18 protein-coding genes are annotated in these 18,135 nt (G+C 68.6%); all 18 read left to right on the top strand.

The features are described from left to right. Nucleotides 1-34: 34 nt before the first annotated feature. The 18 genes from G6O69_RS30445 to G6O69_RS30360 all read left to right on the top strand — a co-directional run bounded on the left by G6O69_RS30445 (nucleotide 35) and on the right by G6O69_RS30360 (nucleotide 18,071). Nucleotides 35-442: a response regulator gene (locus G6O69_RS30445; protein ID WP_255215914.1), complete on the top strand. Its 408-nt coding sequence runs from the start codon at nucleotides 35-37 to the stop codon at nucleotides 440-442. Further along, a complete protein-coding gene (locus G6O69_RS42445; RefSeq protein ID WP_172306977.1) occupies nucleotides 439-2,967 on the top strand; it encodes a chemotaxis protein CheA in 2,529 nt (842 codons plus the stop codon). Before G6O69_RS30445 ends, G6O69_RS42445 begins: the two co-directional genes overlap by 4 nt. Then, nucleotides 2,957-3,529, top strand: coding sequence for a chemotaxis protein CheW (locus G6O69_RS30435; RefSeq protein WP_172306976.1), 573 nt, complete (start codon nucleotides 2,957-2,959; stop codon nucleotides 3,527-3,529). Before G6O69_RS42445 ends, G6O69_RS30435 begins: the two co-directional genes overlap by 11 nt. Beyond that, nucleotides 3,526-4,056: a chemotaxis protein CheW gene (locus G6O69_RS30430; RefSeq protein WP_172306975.1), complete on the top strand. Its 531-nt coding sequence runs from the start codon at nucleotides 3,526-3,528 to the stop codon at nucleotides 4,054-4,056. The genes G6O69_RS30435 and G6O69_RS30430 overlap by 4 nt, the downstream gene beginning before the upstream one ends. After that, on the top strand, nucleotides 4,056-4,793 hold the full coding sequence (locus G6O69_RS30425) for a response regulator (RefSeq protein ID WP_176397178.1): 738 nt from the start codon (nucleotides 4,056-4,058) through the stop codon (nucleotides 4,791-4,793). The genes G6O69_RS30430 and G6O69_RS30425 overlap by 1 nt, the downstream gene beginning before the upstream one ends. Continuing rightward, nucleotides 4,790-6,919 carry a HEAT repeat domain-containing protein gene (locus tag G6O69_RS30420; protein WP_176397177.1) on the top strand — a complete coding sequence of 710 codons (2,130 nt, stop codon included), beginning with the start codon at nucleotides 4,790-4,792 and terminating at the stop codon, nucleotides 6,917-6,919. Before G6O69_RS30425 ends, G6O69_RS30420 begins: the two co-directional genes overlap by 4 nt. Next, nucleotides 6,919-7,824 (top strand): protein-glutamate O-methyltransferase CheR, encoded by a 906-nt coding sequence (locus tag G6O69_RS30415; protein WP_346017105.1) that lies wholly within the window; start codon nucleotides 6,919-6,921, stop codon nucleotides 7,822-7,824. The genes G6O69_RS30420 and G6O69_RS30415 overlap by 1 nt, the downstream gene beginning before the upstream one ends. A gap of 8 nt (nucleotides 7,825-7,832) precedes the next feature. Beyond that, entirely contained in the window at nucleotides 7,833-8,954 is a 1,122-nt protein-coding gene (gene cheB, locus G6O69_RS30410; protein WP_172306972.1) for a chemotaxis-specific protein-glutamate methyltransferase CheB, read from the top strand. Nucleotides 8,955-8,980: 26 nt separating this feature from the next. After that, the gene (locus tag G6O69_RS30405; protein ID WP_176397176.1) at nucleotides 8,981-9,295 is read left to right on the top strand and encodes a hypothetical protein; all 315 of its coding nucleotides are present in this window, start codon (nucleotides 8,981-8,983) and stop codon (nucleotides 9,293-9,295) included. Nucleotides 9,296-9,455: 160 nt separating this feature from the next. Beyond that, nucleotides 9,456-10,307, top strand: coding sequence for a GAF domain-containing protein (locus G6O69_RS42440; protein ID WP_172306971.1), 852 nt, complete (start codon nucleotides 9,456-9,458; stop codon nucleotides 10,305-10,307). Continuing rightward, nucleotides 10,304-10,696 carry a response regulator gene (locus G6O69_RS30395; protein WP_172306970.1) on the top strand — a complete coding sequence of 131 codons (393 nt, stop codon included), beginning with the start codon at nucleotides 10,304-10,306 and terminating at the stop codon, nucleotides 10,694-10,696. Before G6O69_RS42440 ends, G6O69_RS30395 begins: the two co-directional genes overlap by 4 nt. Before the next feature lie 143 nt (nucleotides 10,697-10,839). Then, nucleotides 10,840-11,760, top strand: coding sequence for a site-specific tyrosine recombinase XerD (gene xerD, locus G6O69_RS30390; protein WP_172306969.1), 921 nt, complete (start codon nucleotides 10,840-10,842; stop codon nucleotides 11,758-11,760). A gap of 166 nt (nucleotides 11,761-11,926) precedes the next feature. Then, nucleotides 11,927-12,580 carry a site-2 protease family protein gene (locus G6O69_RS30385; protein ID WP_172306968.1) on the top strand — a complete coding sequence of 218 codons (654 nt, stop codon included), beginning with the start codon at nucleotides 11,927-11,929 and terminating at the stop codon, nucleotides 12,578-12,580. After that, on the top strand, nucleotides 12,577-14,586 hold the full coding sequence (locus G6O69_RS30380; protein WP_172306967.1) for a segregation/condensation protein A: 2,010 nt from the start codon (nucleotides 12,577-12,579) through the stop codon (nucleotides 14,584-14,586). Before G6O69_RS30385 ends, G6O69_RS30380 begins: the two co-directional genes overlap by 4 nt. Continuing rightward, nucleotides 14,564-16,387, top strand: coding sequence for an SMC-Scp complex subunit ScpB (gene scpB, locus G6O69_RS30375; protein ID WP_172306966.1), 1,824 nt, complete (start codon nucleotides 14,564-14,566; stop codon nucleotides 16,385-16,387). The genes G6O69_RS30380 and scpB overlap by 23 nt, the downstream gene beginning before the upstream one ends. Continuing rightward, on the top strand, nucleotides 16,387-17,403 hold the full coding sequence (locus G6O69_RS30370) for a pseudouridine synthase (protein ID WP_176397175.1): 1,017 nt from the start codon (nucleotides 16,387-16,389) through the stop codon (nucleotides 17,401-17,403). The genes scpB and G6O69_RS30370 overlap by 1 nt, the downstream gene beginning before the upstream one ends. Nucleotides 17,404-17,508: 105 nt before the next feature. Then, nucleotides 17,509-17,814, top strand: coding sequence for a 30S ribosomal protein S14 (rpsN, locus tag G6O69_RS30365; protein ID WP_172306964.1), 306 nt, complete (start codon nucleotides 17,509-17,511; stop codon nucleotides 17,812-17,814). An 11-nt stretch (nucleotides 17,815-17,825) separates the two neighbouring features. Beyond that, nucleotides 17,826-18,071, top strand: a complete 246-nt coding sequence (locus tag G6O69_RS30360; protein WP_172306963.1) for a type B 50S ribosomal protein L31 — start codon at nucleotides 17,826-17,828, stop codon at nucleotides 18,069-18,071. Nucleotides 18,072-18,135 lie beyond the last annotated feature (64 nt).

The following is an 18,135-nucleotide window of genomic DNA, read 5'->3' as shown; positions in this document are numbered from 1 at the left end:
ACGAAGGTCGCCGCTGGCCCTATACTCTATCCCGATGCCGACCCAAGTGCTTTTGGTCGAGGACTCACGAGCGATGCGCGACTACGTGAGCTCGATCCTCGAGGCCGAGGGCGACTACGAGGTTCACGAGGTCTCAAACGGCTTCGACGCCCTCAGAGCGCTACCTCGCGATTTGTTCGGGCTGATCGTCACCGACATCAACATGCCCGACGTCAGCGGCATCGAGCTGACCCGCTTCGTCCGCCAGACACCACGCCACGCCAGGACACCTTTGATCGTGATCAGCAGCGAGGCATCGGACGTCGACAGGGATCGAGCCATGGCCGCCGGCGCGTCCGCCTTCGTCGCCAAGCCCTTCACCCCAGAGGAGTTCTTGGCGGCCATCCGTGGCGCGGGTGAGCACCCGCGGCCCGATCTCGAGGACGGAGGAAACAACCCGTGAGCGAGTCTCCCGAGTTCGTCTCCGAAGCGCAGGAGATCATCGACACCTTCTCGCGGCAGCTCCTCGAGATCGAGGGGCAGATCCGCGACAGCTCCGAGTACGACCCCGATCTCCTCAACGGTGCCTTTCGCTCGGTGCACACCCTCAAGGGGCTCTCGTCGCTCTCGGGGGTCAACGAGATCGTCGATCTCAGCCACAAGCTCGAGAACACCCTCGACGCCCTGCGCCTGGGCAAGCTGCCCCTCAACCAGGGGGCCCTCGACCTGCTCTTCGAGTCGGTCGAGCTGTTCCAGCGCCTGCTCTCGGGGGTGGTCGATCCCGACGCCGCGCCGGTGGTCGAGGTCGGCTCGTTCTTGCGCCGCCTCGCCGAGCTCGCGGAGGCGCGCGACAAGGAAGAGGATGACCCCCTCGGCTGGCTCGACAACTCGATCCTCGGCGTGCTGACCGAGTACGAGGAGCACCGCCTGCGCGAGAACGTTCGCCTGGGTCGCAAGATCTTCCGGGTCCACGCGAGCTTCGACCTGCTGGCCATCGACGTCGGGATCGAGGCGCTCAAGACCAAGCTCAAGAACTACGGCGAGGTCATCACCTACCTGCCGAGCGCCGACGGCTCGAGCGACGACCGCATCGAGCTCGACATCCTCGTCGGCTCCAAGCAGACCACCAGCGAGCTCGCCGATGGGATCGGCGAGGAGGGGGTCGTCGTCGAGGCGCTCGGGACCCGGGAGCGCATCGTGATCTCGGCCAAGCCCGGGGCGCGAGAGCAGCAGGGGTCGGAGCAGGCGCCCGAGCCGCCGACTCCCGCGGCGCCGCCTCCAACCATGAAGGCCGCCGCGCCGGCCTCCACCCCCGCGCCGCCGGTGCCCACGTCGGCGCCGGCGGGGGGCGGAGCGTCGCCGACCAAGGCCAAGCTCACCGTCGAGGCCATCGACGACGACGACTTCCCGGAGGACCCCGAGGAGCCCAGCTCGCCCGGGGGCCTCGGTCTGCCTGGCGCCGACGTGGCAGACAGCGAGCTAGCGAGCGCTGGCTCCGGCGGCGGCGCGCACGATGGCGGGGGAGGGGACTCTGGCGACGGTGGTGGCGACGGCGACGGCGACGGCGATGGCCCCGAGGGGCCGGAGGGCTCCGACGGCCCCGAGGGCTCTCGCTATGGGGAGGAGGGCGTCGGCGACATGGTCTCCAGCGACGACGTCAGCCTCAAGAGCCTCAGCCAGACGGTGCGCGTCGACCTGCGCCGCCTGGATCACCTCATGAACCTCGTCGGCGAGCTCGGCCTGGTCCACGCCAACCTCAACGGCCTCGCCGATCGCATGCGCCGATCGGAGCCGACGGGCGAGCAGATGCGCGAGCTCCAGGACCAGCTGCGGGTCATGAACCGGCGCCTGGGCCTGCTCCAGCAGGGCATCCTCGAGGTCCGCATGGTCCCGCTCGGGCAGGTCTTCGACAAGCTCGCCCGGGTCGTTCGCAAGCTCGGGCGCGAGTCCGACAAGGACATCCGCCTGGCGATCTCCGGGGCCGAGACCGAGCTCGACAAGCTGATCGTCGAGGAGCTCAGCGACCCGCTGATGCACATGATCCGCAACGCCATCGATCACGGGATCGAGAAGCCCGCCGAGCGCGTCGCTCGGGGCAAGCCGCGGGCTGGACGGATCACGCTCTCGGCCTATCAAAAGGGCAACCGCGTGGTCATCGAGCTGACCGACGACGGCCAGGGCATGGACTGGAAGCGGATCCGCGACAAGGCCGTGGACCGCGGCTTCCTCAGCCGCGAGGAAGCCACGGACATCACCCCGCCCCAGGCCATCAACCTGATCTTCACGCCGGGCTTCTCCACGCGCGAGACGGCCACGGAGCTGTCCGGGCGCGGCGTGGGCATGGACGTGGTCAAGACCAACATCTCGCGGCTCTCGGGGATGATCGACGTCGCCTCGCAGCCGGGCAGGGGCTCGCGCTTTCGGATCACCTTGCCGGTGACCCTGGCGATCATCCAGGCGCTGGTCATCGAGACCGCGGGCCAGACCTTCTGCATCCCGCTCAACTCGGTGCTCGAGTCGATCATGGTCCAGACCGAGGAGATCCAGACCATCGAGGGCCACGAGGTCGTCACGGTCCGCGGTCGGACCTTGCCGCTGGTCCACCTCTCGCGGGTCTTCGACCTCGAGCCCAAGGGCCGCGAGGTCGAGCGGCGGATGTTCTACGACCGGCTCTACGTCGTCGTCGTCGGCCTGGCGCAGCACCGCGTCGGCCTCGTCGTCGACGAGCTGCTCGGCCAGCAAGACGTGGTCATCAAGCCGATCGGCAAGGCGCTGCGCCAGGTCCCGGGCATCGCCGGGGCCACGGAGCTCGGCGACAACCGCACGGTGCTCCTGCTCGACGTCGCGACCTTGGTCGGCGAGGCCGTCGGCGGGGTCGAGGCCGCGGTCGCCGGGATCGGCGGCTCCGGCCGCGAGGGCATCGGCGTGTTCTCTTCTCTCGACGTCGGCCGCGAAAAAGAACATGGAGGCTGGGGCGATGGCTTCTGACGAAGACGATCTCTGGCAAGCCCTGCTCGCGGTCACTGGCGACCAGGTCGCGACCGAGTCGGACTACGAGCACGGCTACAAACGCGAGATGCGTAGCGACCTGCTTCGCTACGTGACCTTCATGATCCGGGGCGAGATCTACGGCCTGCCGATCGAGCAGATCGTCGAGATCTCCACGGTCTTCCCGAGCACCCCCGTGCCGCGGACCAGCGACTTCGTCGTCGGGATCGGCAACATGCGCGGCTCGGTGATGCCGGTCATCGACCTCGGCCGGCGGCTCAACCTCGGCTACGTCGAGCGCTCGCGCGAGACCCGGGTGCTGATCGTCCGCCACCACGACGAGCCCCACGGCATCGTGGTCGAGCGCGTGCTCGAGGTCATCTCGCTGCCGCCGGAGGACATGGAGAACACCCCCGGTGGCATCGGGAGCACCCGCGCGGACTTCATCCTCGGCCTCGGTCGACACCGGCGGCGGCTGATCATCATCCTCGACCTCAACACGGTGCTCGCCGAGCGAGACTTCTTGCTGCCGAAGTTTCGGCGAGAGCGGGCGGTGCAATGAGCAACGAAGGCGCCGGGAGCTCCCGGATCACGTCCACGGCTTGGGGGGACGAGCAGGCCCCCAAGCGTCAAGAGCAGCTCAAGCTGGCCGGCTTCTATGTCGGTGGCGGGCTGTACGGCATCGACATCATGCGGATCAAGGAGGTCATCCAGGCCGCCCCCTATCCGCTGCGCCCCGTGCCGCACGCCCCGGACATCATCGAGGGCGTGATCACCTTGCGCGGGGTCGTGATCCCGGTGATCGACCTGCGCAAGCGCTTTGGGGTCGCTCCCGACGAGGAGTCGATCCCCTTCAACAAGCTGATCATCGTCAGCGTCAAGGGCCGGATCGTCGGGCTCAAGGTCGACCGCGTGCTCGGTGAGCTGCGCGTCGACGCCGACGAGGTCCGCCCCGCGCCCTCGATGCTCAGCAAGTCGGCCGGGGCCGGAGAGGACGAGGACTTCTTCTCCGGGGTCTGCAAGATCGGCGACGACATCGTGTTCGTGGTCCACCTCGAGGGCCTGATCATCACGGGCAAGAAGAGTTGATGAGCGAAGCGTCTCAGCCCCGTGCCGACCGGCCGCGCGCCGAGGGAGCCCCTCGTGTGTTGCTTGGCCATGGCGGCCGGATCATCGCCGCGGCCGCGCAGAGGATCCTCGGGGCCCACGGCTTCGAGGTTGGGGTGGCGAGCAACGCTCGCGCCGTGGAGGAGGCGCTCGCCGCTGGCGGGTGGAACGCCCTGGTCATCGACGTCGCGCTCCCCGGCGGCTTCGAACTCGCCGCGCCCGCGCGCCGGGCAGGGGTCGAGTGTGTGATCCTCGTGGCCTCGGTGTTCCGCAGGACCAGCTACAAGCGCCGCCCGAGGCGGCTCTACGGCGCCGACGACTACGTCGAGATCCACCACCTCGGGGATCACCTGCCCAACCGCCTGCGGGCTCACCTGGGCCTCGGCCCGCCAGACCACCCGGCCGAGACGCTGCGCGAGGTCCTCGTCTCGCTGCGCGATCGCGGCGACGCGCGCCTGCTCGAGCAGAGCCCGCGCGGCCTGGCCGCGCTGATTGTCGCGGATCTGCTGCTCTACAACGGTGACCGCGTCACCGACGCGAGCAGCGTGGACGAAGCTTGGGCGGCCGTGAGCGAAGATCTCGAGGACGCGCGCAAGCTATTCGAACTGCTCCGGCCGGAGGCCACGGGGGCGGGCGAGCTGATCGCCGACGCCTTCCGCGAGTTGGTCGCCAGCCTCGACGGTGCGCGAGATTCGCGTGAGCAAGGGGGAATGACGTGAGCTCCGAGCGAGAGAGTCCGGGCCGTGGAACGACGGTCAGTGGGCGGGGAAGCGCCGGGCTGCCACCTCGGCTGCTCGACTGTATCCGCCGCTTTGGTGATGAAGGGTGGCGCGAGCGCAAGCAGGCGGTCGAGGAGGTGCTCATGGTCCTCGCGACCGAGCAGCCCGACGGCCCGACCTTCGCGGCGCTGATCGACACGCTCATCGATGGGGTCATCGATCCGCTGAAGAGCGCGATCTATGAGGGCCGCGAGCAGGAGGCCAAGGTCGTCGCGGGCGGAGGCGTGAGCGCGCGAGCGGCCTGCCACGACGTGCTCGTCCAGCTCGGGCGGGCGAGCCTGCCCAAGATCCTCGAGCGCATCGATCCCGAGGACAAGCACGGATCGGGCACGCGGATGCTGGTCGACCTCGTCGGTCAGATCGGCGGTGAGGCCGAGATCCCGCTGCTCGCTCGGTTCATGCGTGACAGCGAGGCCGACGAGAACCTGCGGGCCTCGGCCGCGGCGGCGCTCGGTGAGATCGGCGGGCCCAGGGCCGTCGGGGCCCTCGAGGAGCTGCTCGCCGATGACTCGGAGATGCTCCAGCTCTACGCCCTCGACGCCCTGCGGGCCGCGGGCGCGGCGGTCTCGGTCGAACGTCTGGCGCCGCTGCTCGCCCAGGCGGTGACCCGCAAGGGCGCCGCGGCGCTGCTCGGGGTCACCGATGATCCGGCCGCCGTCGCGCTGCTGATCCCGGCCCTCGACGACGACATGCGCGGCGTCCGAGCGGCGGCCGTCGAGAGCATGGCGCGGCTGCGCGTCGCGCTGGGCGAGCGCGATCAGGCCGAGGCCGTCGACGAGGCCGTCGCGGCCATCGACGAGCGCAGCAAGGCGCGGATCCGCGATCTCATCGGTCACCGCGACCGCGAGGTCTCGCTCGCGGCCATCGCCCTCGCAGGGCTCGCACGCGACGCCGCGGCGGTCGCTTCCGTGCTCCCGCGCATGGACGACCCCATGGTCTACGAGCGCGCCTTGGCCCTGGTCGAGCGCCTCGGCCCGGCGGCCAACGACTCGCTGGTCGAGGTCCTCGACGACCTCGAGGTCAGCTCGCGCGAGGCCCTCTATCGGCTGATCGGCGCGCTGCCCGGCGAGGTCGATCAGAAGCTGATCAACCTGCTGCTCGAGGGCCTCGAGGACTCGCTCGAGACCGTCGCCGGTGCGGCCTGCGACGCCCTCAAGAAGGTCGGCGGGCGCTCGGCCATGGCGCCGCTCTACCGCGCGTGCGGGCGCGAGGGGATCGTCGGTGAGCACGCCGCCGAGGCCCTCGCCGAGGTCGCCGTGCGCCTCGCCGAGCAGCGCCCTGGCGGCGGACACGACGAGCTGCTCTTGCTCATGGGCGGAGCCTGGCCGCAGTCGGGGGCGCTGGCGCGCAACCTGTGTCGGGTCGTGGGTCGCCTCGGGCTGGTCGAATTCGTGCCGCCGCTGGTGTCGATGCTCGGCTCGAGCGACCTCGGCGTGCGCGTGGCCGCGGCCTTGGCCCTGGGCAACGTGCCCGGGGATCACGAGGGCGTCGGCGCGCTGTGCTTCGCCCTCGCCGACGAGGACCCGCAGGTCCGGGCCGCGGCCTGCCGCAGCCTCGGCCAGCTCGGGGATCCGCAGTCCGTCCACCCGCTGCTCGCGGCGACCTCGGATCCCGTCGCGCTGGTTCGCGCGGCGGCGGTGCAGGCCCTCGTGGCCATCGACAACCCGATCTCGCTCTCGCGCATGCGCGAGATCATCTTGGACGAGAGCTCGACCAACGTGGTGGTCCACGCCATCGCGGGTCTGGGCCACTCCAACCAAAACCAGGATCTCACCTTGCTCATGAGCCTGTGCTCGTCCAAGGACCACGAGGTCGTCAAGGCCGCTGCCCGCGGCCTGCGGCACTTCACGGCCCATCGGGCGACGGCGGCGCTGCTCGGGCTGCTCTCCCACGAGCGCTGGGACGTGCGCTGGGCGGCGGCCGAGGTGCTCTCCGAGCGCGGTGACGCGACCGCCCTCGGTCCGCTCAACCGCGCACGCAAGTTCGAACACGACGCGCTGGTGCGACAGATCCTGGGTCAGGCGATCGAGCGTCTGAACTCCGTCGAGTCCGAGAACGAGGCCTAGTGGGTAGGACCCCCAAGAGCTCCGACCGCCTGTTCGCCTCGCTAGACAGCGAGCGAATTCGCATCAATGACGAGGAGACCCGACTCCTGGTCGAGGCGATCCAGGAGAATTGCGGCATGACCCTGGCCAACGACTCCGGGCTCTTTCTCGAGCGGCGACTGGGCGCCCGCCTCGAGGCCCTGGGTCTGTCCAGCTACCTCGACTACTACCAGTACCTCCGTTACGACGCGGCCGGAACGCGCGAGATGGAGGAGCTGATCGAGCGGATCACGACGCACGAGACCTACTTTTTCCGCGAGCAGTATCAGCTCGACGCCTTCTCCGAGGAGATCCTCCCGGATCTGGCGCGCCGTTGGAACCGCCAGCACCGTATCGCGGTGTGGAGCGCGGGCTGTTCCACGGGCGAGGAGGTCTACACGATCGCCATGCTCTTGCTCGAGAGCGGGCTGTTCAAGGGCTGGAACATGCGCGTGGCAGGCTCCGACATCAGCCGCAAGGTGCTGGCCACGGCGCGCGCTGCGACCTACGGCGAGAGCAGCTTTCGCACGACCACGCCCGAGCTCAAGCGGAAGTACTTCGTCGAGAACGGCGGTCGCTGGACCGTGCGCGAGGATGTGCGCTCGATGTGTTCCTTCGGCCAGCTCAACTTGGTCTCGACCGAGCGATTCCGCGTGCTCGGTCCCTGCGACGTGATCTTCTGTCGGAACGTCTTGATGTATCTTTCTCAAGCGGCGCGGCACCGCGTCGTCGAGGCTTTCTATGATCGCCTGACCCCGGGGGGCTACCTGCTCCTCGGACACTCCGAGAGCTTGCTGAACGTGACGACCCGATTCGACCTCGCCCACCTGGAGAAGGATCTGGTCTACCGCAAGCCCCTCGACGCCGCCAAGCCCTCGTCACGCTGAACGACGCCATGACAGAGCCCAACGAAACTCGACCCTTGCGTGTGCTGGTCGTCGACGACTCGGCCTACAACCGACAGACGATCACGAGCATGCTCGAGTCGCGGGAAGGCGTCGAGGTGATCGCTCGCGCCACCAACGGCAAGGAGGCGCTCAAGCTCGCCTTCGATCTCGAGCCCGACATCATCACCCTCGATCTCGAGATGCCCGAGATGGACGGGTTCTCCTTCCTGCGCTTGCTGATGAGCCGCCGGCCGATCCCCGTGCTGGTGATCTCGGGCTACGCCCAGCGCGACAACGTGTTTCGTGCCCTGGAGCTCGGGGCCCTCGACTTCATCGCCAAGCCGCGCCGGCACATCAGCCCGGACATCCGCAACATCGAGGACGAGCTGTCCAACAAGATTGCGATGGTCAGGCGGCTGCACGCGGTCCGTCTCAAGCAGCGCGCCGAGTCGCTGGCGGCTCAGGGCGCGCGGCCCAAGGGGAGCAGCGGCAGCGAGGGCGAAGACGAGGTCAGCCTGTCGGGCGAGCCCGCGTCGGTGGTCGTCGGCATCGGCTCCTCCACGGGCGGCCCGCCGGCGATCCAGCAGCTGCTCGCGAGCCTGCCGGCAGATCTGCCCGCGGCGATCTTGATCTCACAGCACATGCCGGCGCGCTTCACCAAGGCCTTTGCCGCGCGCCTCGATCGCGTCGTCGATCTCCACGTGGTCGAGGCCGCCGAGGGCCAGCCGGTCTGCCAGGGCGTGGTCTACATCGTGCCGGGATCCTCCAACCTCGAGGTCGAGTCGAGCAAGGGTGGGGGGAGCGTCATCCACATCGTGGAGCCGCAGCCCACGCGGGCTGGCGCGCTGCCGCTCACGCCCTCGGCCGACCACATGCTCAAGTCGCTGTCGTCCACCTACGGCCGGCGCCTGGTCGCGGTGATCCTGACGGGCATGGGTTCCGACGGCACCAACGGGACAATCGCCGCGCGTCGCCAGGGCGCGACGGTGTTGGTCGAGGACCCGTCCACGGCGGTCATGCCGGGGATGCCGCATTCCGCCATGGAAGCGGGGACAGTCGACCGCGCGGTTCCTCTGGAGAAGCTCGGAGAGGCCATCGTCGAGGCCGTCGAGCGCCACAAACGCAACTAGTACTGGGGCTGGGACTGGGCTGGGGCTTGGCTGGCTCGGTTCGTCTGGCTGGTTCGTCTGGGGCCGCCTCGACTCGGCGCCTGAAGCACGCTCTGCGCAGCCTCGGCCTGGCTCCTCGTCAGGAGCGGGCGCTGACCCGGGCCCTCGCTAGCGCGCCTCCGATCGTCGCGCTCGCGGGCCGCAGCCGGGGCGACGAGCGACGCCGGGAGAGCTCGTTTTACGCGCCCCAGGGGTACCTGCGTGTCGCCTGGGTATTTCTCGCGGGGCGCGGGTGGGCGTGGCTGACGGCAAAGGGCGTGGGTGCTCATACCCCCGGCGCGTCGGCGGGCTTCGCCGGGTAGGGGAGCCGGACCGGGGCGTTGTGCCCCAGGACCTTCACTGAGCGAGGGATCAGGGGAGCGGTCATCGACGGCAGCCGCGACGCGGATTCTGTCGATCGAGGTCGATCATGTCGCGTTCGCCTGTCTCGATCGCGGCCCTCAGTGTGTTACTGTCCGGGCGGTGAGCGCCGACAATCCCAGCAGGGCGAGCTTGCAGAGGCAGACCGATGCCTTCCTGCGCGAGTTCTTCGAGAAGGGCGAGATGCTGGTCAAGGAGTTGATCACGGAGAACGATCGGCTCCGCGCTCAGCTCGACGTCAAGGACGAAGAGGAGCCAAAGACCAGCAGCGCAAAGTCATCCGCAAAGGTGACGCGCGACAACATGGTCGAGCTCCTCATGATGCGTATCTCTGCCCTCGAGCACGAGTGCGACGAGATTCGCAAGATCGCCGGAAACGTCGAGGAAGAGTCGGGCGGGTTCCGTTCTCGCCTCGACGCGTTGGAGGGCGAGCACTACCATCTCGCGTCGATGTTCGTGGCCGGCTCGCAGTTTCACTCGGCGACGAACTTCGACGAGGTGCTGCGGACCATCACCGAGATCTTGTTGAACTTCGTCGGCGCCGGCAGCTTCGTCATCTACCTCGTCGACGAGGAGCGGCAGGTGCTCTTCCCCGCGCTGCGCGAGGGTGGGAGCATCGACGAGATCGCCGAGATTGCGTTGACCGGCGACGCGGCCAGTCAGGCGCAGGTCGCGATGGTCGCCCTCGGTCGCCCGTGGAAGAACGGCGACCCCGACTTCAAGGTCGGCGACGAGCTGGTGAACTTGCCCCTGATCAGTGGGACTCGGCTGGTCGGGATGGCGCGGCTCGAGTCTTTCCTCGAGCAAAAGCACGGCTTCGCGGAGAACGACTACCAGCTGCTCAGCTTGATCTCCGAGCACGCTGGTATCGGGCTCGAGACCGCCTGGGTCCGAGCACACGCGAAAGAAGTCCCCCTACGGCGTCAGGCCATCGAGCAACTGGTTGGAGCATGAGCACTTCGGGAGAACGTCGTTTCAACGCCTTGGTGGTCGAGGACAGTCCGCCAATGCGCAAGATGATCGTCTTCGCGCTCTCGCGCGTGCGGGAGCTCGACGTGATCGAGGCCGATGACGGCGTCGATGCGCTGCGTCGCATCGCGGGCACGAAGTTCGACATCATCATCACCGACATCAACATGCCGATCCTCGACGGCCTCAAGCTCGTCAAGCGCTTGCGTGCCGACGAGAATTACAAGGACGTGCCCATCGTGATCATCACGACCGAGGGCGCGGCCGAGGATCGGCAGCGCGCGTTGACCCTCGGGGCCAACGCTTACATCACCAAGCCGATCCAGGCGCAGCAGGTCATCTCGCTCGTCCGCGAGATCCTCTCGCTGAATTAGCTGGCGGGGCTTTGGCCCCCGACAAGCGATGGAGCCTCACTGAAGGCTCCATCGTCGCGTTCGCTCCGGGCGAGGCGGGTCTTTGGGCTGCGCCTCGTGGCGGATTTTTTCGTGGCTCGTGGCGAGGGTGCTAGCGTCTCGAGATGGCGCGCGCGCTCGATCTCGACGAAGCGGTGGAGGACTACCTCCAGCACCTCAAGGTCGAGCGCAACCTCAGCCGCAACACCCTCGACGCCTACGGCAACGATCTGCGCCAGCTCCTCGAGCACCTGGAGGCGGCGGGGATCGAGGCGACGGACGAGGTCAGCTCGCGGGCGCTGCTCGACTTCTTGACGGCGCTGAGTCGCCGCGGCTTGTCGGCGCGCAGCCAGGCGCGGCGCTGGGTCGCGGTCCGTGGCCTGTTTCGATGGCTGCGCGTCGAGGGGTTGATCGACGTCGATCCGACCCAGGGCGTCCGCATGCCCAAGGCCGCCGCCAAGCTGCCCGAGCTCCTCGGCCGCGAGGAGATCGAGCGGCTGATCGCCGCGCCCGGCGTGGACACGGCCTTGGGCCTGCGCGACACGGCGCTGCTCGAGTTCATGTACGCGACGGGCTGCCGGGTCAGCGAGGCCTGCAACCTCGAGCTCGGCTCGCTGCACCTCGACCAGGGGCTGGTCGTGCTCACGGGCAAGGGCAACAAGCAGCGCATGGTCCCGCTCGGCGACTGCGCGCTCGTGGCGATGCTGGCCTGGCTCGAAGAGGGGCGGCCGCAGCTGCTCGCGCGCGCACGCGGAGCCGCCCGCCAGACGCGGCGGGTGTTCCTCAACCACCGCGGCGGGTCGCTGTCGCGGCAGGGGTGGTTTTTGCGCATCCGCCAGCACGCGACGACCGCCGGGATTACTCGCGATATCTCACCGCACAAGTTGCGGCACAGCTTCGCAACGCACCTCATCGAGGGCGGCGCCGACCTGCGCGCAGTGCAGACCCTCTTGGGTCACGCGGACATCTCGACGACCCAGGTCTACACGCACCTGAGCCAGGCCCACGTCCGGCGCGCCTACGACGAGCACCATCCTCGGGCCTGATGCGCGTACCCCTCATCCGGTCTGCGCGAAGCGCAGGAGCGGGGCGCGCCTCGAGGCGGATTGACTGCGGGCGCCCGCGGCTGCTACCAACGGGCTTCGCCCGCGCGACGTGCGCGATTGGCGTGGATCCGCCGTGCCCGCACTCTTGGCCAGCACTAGCGATCTCATGTCCAGCGAGCTCCTCTCGCGGATCGGGATCTATCTGATCTGCCTGATCATCTCGATCGGGGTGCACGAGTATTGCCACGCCCTGGTCGCGGATCGCCTCGGCGATGACACGCCGGGGCGCAACGGGCGGCTGACCCTCAACCCGATCGTCCACGCCGATCCCGTCGGCACCTTGATCATGCCGATCGTCGCCGCGCTCTCGAGCTTCCCGCTCCTGGGGTGGGGGCGGCCGGTGGAGACCCAGCCCAGGAACTACACCCGCAAGCTGAGCATGCGAAAGGGCATGGCGCTGGTCGCCGCGGCGGGGCCCTTTGGCAACTTCGCGCTCGTGCTGCTCGTGCTCGGCATCGCGGCCGTGCTCGCGCGCACCGTGGGGATCTCGGAGCCCGCGGCGATGCTGCTCCAGACCATGGTGACCCTCAACGTCGTGCTGATGGTCTTCAACTTGCTGCCGCTGCACCCCCTCGACGGCGGCAAGATCCTCGCTGCTTTCCTGCCGGCCCGCTTCGAGGCCGTCGACGAGTTCCTGCTGCGTTACGGGCCGTGGATCCTGCTCGGGCTGGTGGTCTTCGGGGGTCGCTACCTCGGCTACGTGTTCACGCCGATCTACGCCCTCGCCATGCACATGCTCGGCGTCGCAATCTCCGCATGAGCAACCAGGCGTCTCCCCAGCCCTCCGAGCCCACCTCGGAGACCACGGGTGCCGAGGTCGCGCCCGCGGCGTCCACACCCGAGCACGAGGGTGCGGGTCCGCAGGGATCCGACTCGGCCGACTCGGGCACGCCGAGCACGGCGGTGATCGCCGACGGCGTGCGCAGCCGCGAGAGCTACGCGGTGTCCCTCGAGGTCTTCGAGGGCCCCCTCGATCTGCTCTTGCACCTCGTGCGTCGCCACGAGCTCGACATCCTCGACATCCCGATCTCCTTCATCGCGACCAAGTACATCGAGTACATCAGCTTCGCGCGCTCCCTCGACATCGAGATCGCCGGCGAGTACCTGGTCATGGCCGCGACCCTGGCCTTCCTCAAGAGCCGCGAGCTGCTCCCGCCGAGCCCCGAGGAGGAAGAGGAGGGCGAGGAAGACGAGGACGAGGGCATCGACCCGCGCGAGGAGCTGATCCGCCGGCTGATCGAGTACGAGCGCTTCCGCGAGGCGGGCGCGGAGCTCGACGGGCGGCCGCTCTTTGGCCGCGACGTGTTCCCGCGGGGCGCGGCCATCGACGTCGAGACCCTCGAGCCAGGGCTGGCGCCGGTCACCTTGTTCAAGCTCGCCGAGGCCTACAGCCGGATCCTCGACCGCGCCAAGGTCAACCAAGAGCACGAGGTCGTGATCGAGCGGGTCACGATCCGCCAGCGCATGGTCCAGCTCGGCGACATGCTGGCCGTGACGCCGCGGGTGAGCTTCGAGGGGCTGTTCTTGAGCCGGACATGGTCGAACGAGCGCGAGCTACGGCAGATGCTCGTGGTCACGCTGATGTCCGTGCTCGAGATGGTCAAGCTCGGGGTGCTCGGCGTGCACCAGGCCGGCGGCAGCGACGCGCTGGAGCTCGAGCGTGTGGGCGAGGTCGATCACCTGCGCGAGGTCGTCTCGATGTTCCGGGAAGAGGGCGAGGAGGAGCCGCCCCTACCAGAGGGCGCGGCCGCCGAGGGCGCGGCCGCCAGCGCTGGGCTCGAGGTCGTCGAAGGCTCGGCCGCCGAGTCGGCGGAGCTCGTCCCTGCGGGGGCCGACGCTGGCGAGACTGCCGATGCCTCTGCTGACGCGAGCGAGGCCCCCGCGTTGGCGGAGGTCGCTGAGCCTGGGCTGGCCGAGGCAGACGCGGGCGAGGTCTCCGCGCAGGTCGACGGCGCCGGCGCTGCGTTGGACGATGCCGCGGAGGGCAGCGAGAGCTCCGCGCAGGTCGACCGCGATGACGCCGTGTCGGCCACGGAGGGCCGCGAGGCCGAGGCGCCTGCGTTGGTGAGCGTCGATGGCGAGGGGGTCGCGTTGGGTGAGGCCGGGGATGGCAGCGCGAGCGAGACCGAGGTCTCCGCGCAGGTCGAGGGCGAAGACGCAGCGTTGGACGAGGCCGTGGAGGGCGGCGCGAACGAGACCGAGGCCTCCGCGCAGGTCGACGGCGAAGACGCCGAGTCGGTCGTGGAGGGCAGCGAGGCCGATACGCCTGGGTTGGAGGACGCCGAGGCGTCTGGGTCGGGCGAGGCCGATGCGTCTGGGTTGGAGGACGCCTCGGCGTCTGGGTCGGGTGAGGTCGAGAATTCCGCGCTGGCGGATGTCGGCGAGTCTGGGTCGGACGCGGTCGAGGAGTCCGCGCTGCCCGACACCGAGGAGTCGGGCACGCCCGAGGTCGGCGAGGCTGTAACTGTAGACGCGGCCTCGAGCGCGCTGGAGGCCCCCGCCACGGGGGTGTCTTCGGCCGACGAGGGCAGCGACGAGATAGTGAGCGAGGCCCCGGAGGACGCGCAGGAGCGCCTCAGGGTGGCCGATGGCTCGAAGCGCGAGGTCGATACCCCGGCCGACCCGACGCAGGGCGAGGACACGCCCGAGGCGTCACTCGCCGGGGAAGAGATTCAGGCGGGAGATCAGCCCGCCCACGACTCGGAGCCGGCGGACCCGGTGACCGAGGGAGTCGAGAGCAGCGATGGCGAAGAAGGCAGCTCGTAAGCAAGCGCCGCCGAGGATCGGCGAGCAGGCTCCGCGCAAGCGCAACAGGCGCTCCTCGAAGAAGGACAAAGAGGGGGAGGCGGAGGCCAGCATCGAGGACCTCGTCGCCGGGCTCGGGGGCGCCGCCGAGGCCGAGGCCGAGGCCGAGGCGGAGACCGAAGCCGAGGACGCTCAGGGAGGCGAGGCCGCTCGGGAGAGCGAGGCGACGCCGCCGGAGGGCGAGTCGCCCGAGGGGGCCCAGTCCGAGGAGGCCCCGTCCGAGGAGGCCCCGTCCGACGAGGATGGTGAGCAGCCGAAGGACGCCAGCGAGGCGCCGGAGGGTGACGCTGGTGAGGGTGATGGCGAAGCCAAAGAAGGCGAAGCCAAAGAAGGCGAGGGCGAAGAAGACGCGAAGGTCATCCGCCTCGTCGCCGACCTGCCCATCGACGCCGAGGACGACCTCAGCGAAGTCGAGGGCGAGGCGTCTTTGCGCCTGGTCTCGATCGTCGAGAGCCTGCTCTTCGCCTCGCCCAAGCCGATGCGGGTCAAGCAGATCCGCCGGCTGCTCGAGGAGCCCTCGGTGCGGCAGATCCAGCTCGCGCTCAAGCACCTGATCCGCAAGAACGACGAGCGCGGCGTGATCGTGGCGCAGGTCGCAGGCGGCTTCGTGCTTCAGACCAACCCACAAAACGCCCGCTGGGTGCAGAAGCTGCTCCAGGCCAAGCCCGTGCGCTTGAGCCGGCCGCAGCTCGAGAGCCTGGCGGTGATCGCTTATCGCCAGCCGGTGACGCGCCCGGAGATCGATCATATCCGCGGGGTGGACAGCGGGGCGGTCCTCAAGGTCTTGCTCGAGCGCGAGCTCGTGCAGATCGTCGGTAAGAAGGAAGAACCCGGGCGGCCGATGCTCTACGGCACCACCGTCAACTTCCTCGAATTCTTCAACCTGATGAGCCTGCGAGACCTCCCGGATCTACGTGAATTCCGTGAGCTCTCCGATGACACGAAGGCGACGCTGAGGCGCAAGATGGAAATGGCCGACGAAGAGCTGGAAGCCCTCGGGCAAGAGGTCCTCGACTTTGCTCGTGAGCAGGGGACTGCGGGCGAGGAGGGCGAGGGGGACGCGTCCTCGGATGACGAGGCGTCCTCGGATGACCTGGAGGCAGAGTCCGAGGGCGAGGCGTCCTCGGATGGCGAGGCTGAGTCTGAGGGCGAGGCCGAGGTGACGTCTGAGGACGAGGCTGAGTCTGAGGACGAGGCTGAGTCTGAGGACGAGGCTGAGTCTGAGGACGAGGCTGAGTCTGAGGACGAGGCTGAGTCTGAGGACGAGGCTGAGTCTGAGGACGAGGCTGAGTCTGAGGACGGTCCCTCCTCGGATGACGGTCCGGGCGAAGAGGAGGAGGACGAAGAGGAGGAGGACGAAGAGGAGGAGGACGAAGAGGAGGAGGACGAAGAGGAGGAGGAGGAAGAGGAGGAGGACGAAGAGGAGGAGGACGAAGAGGAGGAGGAAGAGGAAGAGGAAGAGGAGGAGGAAGAGGAAGAGGAAGAGGAAGAGGAAGAGGAAGAGGAAGAGGAAGAGGAAGAGGAAGAGGAAGAGGAAGAGGAAGAGGAAGAGGAAGAGGAAGAGGAAGAGGAAGAGGAAGAGGAAGAGGAAGAGGAAGAGGAAGAGGAAGAGGAAGAGGAAGAGGAAGAGGAAGAGGACGAGGAAGAGGAAGAGGACGAGGAAGAGGAAGAGGAAGAGGAAGAGGAAGAGGAAGAGGAAGAGGAAGAGGAAGAGGAAGAGGAAGAGGAAGAGGAAGAGGACGAGGAAGAGGAGGACGAATGATGGCGGGACCTCGAAAACCTTCATCGGGAGGCGGACGCAGCGGAGGCGGACGCGGCAAGAGCGCTCACAGCGGCGCGTCGGGCCGTCGCAAGGCTGGCCAGCAGCGCCAAGCTCCCTCGGACGACGCCCCCCGTGGCGCAGGCCGACCCAAGTCGAAGCGCGGACCCAAGCGCGATCGCGGGACGATGCCCTTCGCCCCCAACGAGCGCGAAGAGCGCGAGGGCGTCCGTCTACAAAAATTCATGGCCGGCGCCGGCGTGGCCTCGCGGCGCAAGGCCGAGGAGCTGATCGTCGAGGGCGCGGTCTCGGTGAACGGGCGGACCGTCACGGAGCTCGGCACGCGGATCTTCCCTGGGCGCGACCGCGTGACGGTGCACGGCCGGCCGATCACCCCGGAGGACAAGGTCTACTACCTGCTCAACAAGCCCGACGCGGTGGTCTGCGCCGCGGCTGGGAGCGTGGACGAGCGCGGCCGGCCCACGGTGCTCTCGCTGATGCACGGCGTGAGCGAGCGCCTCTACCCCGTGGGGCGCCTCGACTATCGCTCGCGCGGGCTGGTGCTGCTGACCAACGACGGCGAGCTCGCCCAGGCCCTGACCCACCCGCGTCACGGGGTCGTGAAGACCTACCACGTGAAGTTTCAGGGCAAGCTCGACAAGGACCAGGAGGAGGCCCTGCGCCAGGGCGTGGTCCTCGACGACGGCGCGCGCACGGCCCCGGTCACCGAGCTCTTCGCCTTCCGCGAGACCGACGTGAACGTCTGGTATCAGATCGGCATCCGCGAGGGCCTCAATCGGCAGATCCGCCGCATGGGGGAGGCGATCGATCGCCCCGTCCTCAAGCTGATCCGGGTGGCGATCGGGGATCTGACCCTCGACGGCATCGAGGAGGGGGAGTTCAGGGCGCTGACCGCGACAGAGGTCGGACAGCTGCTCGCGGCCTCGAAGCTGGGCCCAGAGGGCCGCAGCGGCAAAAGCGGGGGCTCTCGGGGCGGCCCCCACAACTCCAATCAGTGAGCCAGCTCCGGTCGGGTCGCCCCTGGGCCTGGCCTTGCATGCAGGGTCCTCGCAGGGTAGCTTGCCCGCCCTGCTGGCGACGCCGCCGGCCCACAGGAACACGACATGGCCAAGCTTTCCCAAGTTCTGCGCGACAAGAAGCGCGAAAAGATGATCGTCAAGTACGCGGATCGGCGCGCCGACCTGCGGGCGAAGATGAAAGACCCCGATCTCGATCCCGACGAAAAGGTCGAGGTCATGAACCAGCTCAACGCGCTGCCGCGTAACTCCTGCCCGACGCGTCTGACCCGTCGCTGCTTCCTCACCGGTCGCAGCAAGGCCGTCTACCGCAAGTTTGGCCTGAGCCGCATCGCCCTGCGCGACCTCGCCCTGCGTGGCGATCTGCCCGGCGTCACCAAGTCGAGCTGGTGAGGAGCACGATCATGCGCGCGAGCATCCACCCCGACTACCACAAGGTCCTGTTCCACGACGTCTCCACCGGAGACGAGTGGGTCGGCTTCTCGACCATGGGATCCGACGAGCAGAAGCTTGTCGACGGCGCCGAGCTGCCCGTCGTCCGCCTCGACATCTCGGCCAAGTCCCACCCCTTCTGGACTGGCAAGGCGCGCACCCTCGACGCCGAGGGTCGCATCGACCGCTTCAAGCGTCGCTACGGTCGCAAGAAGTAGCGCTCCCTCCGGGCCCGGCGTCCCAGGAAGGCGTTCGACCAGCTGGTCGAACGCCTTTTTCGTG

It is taken from the genome of Pseudenhygromyxa sp. WMMC2535 (assembly GCF_011083025.2).
This window is presented reverse-complemented; position numbering and strand designations above follow the sequence as displayed.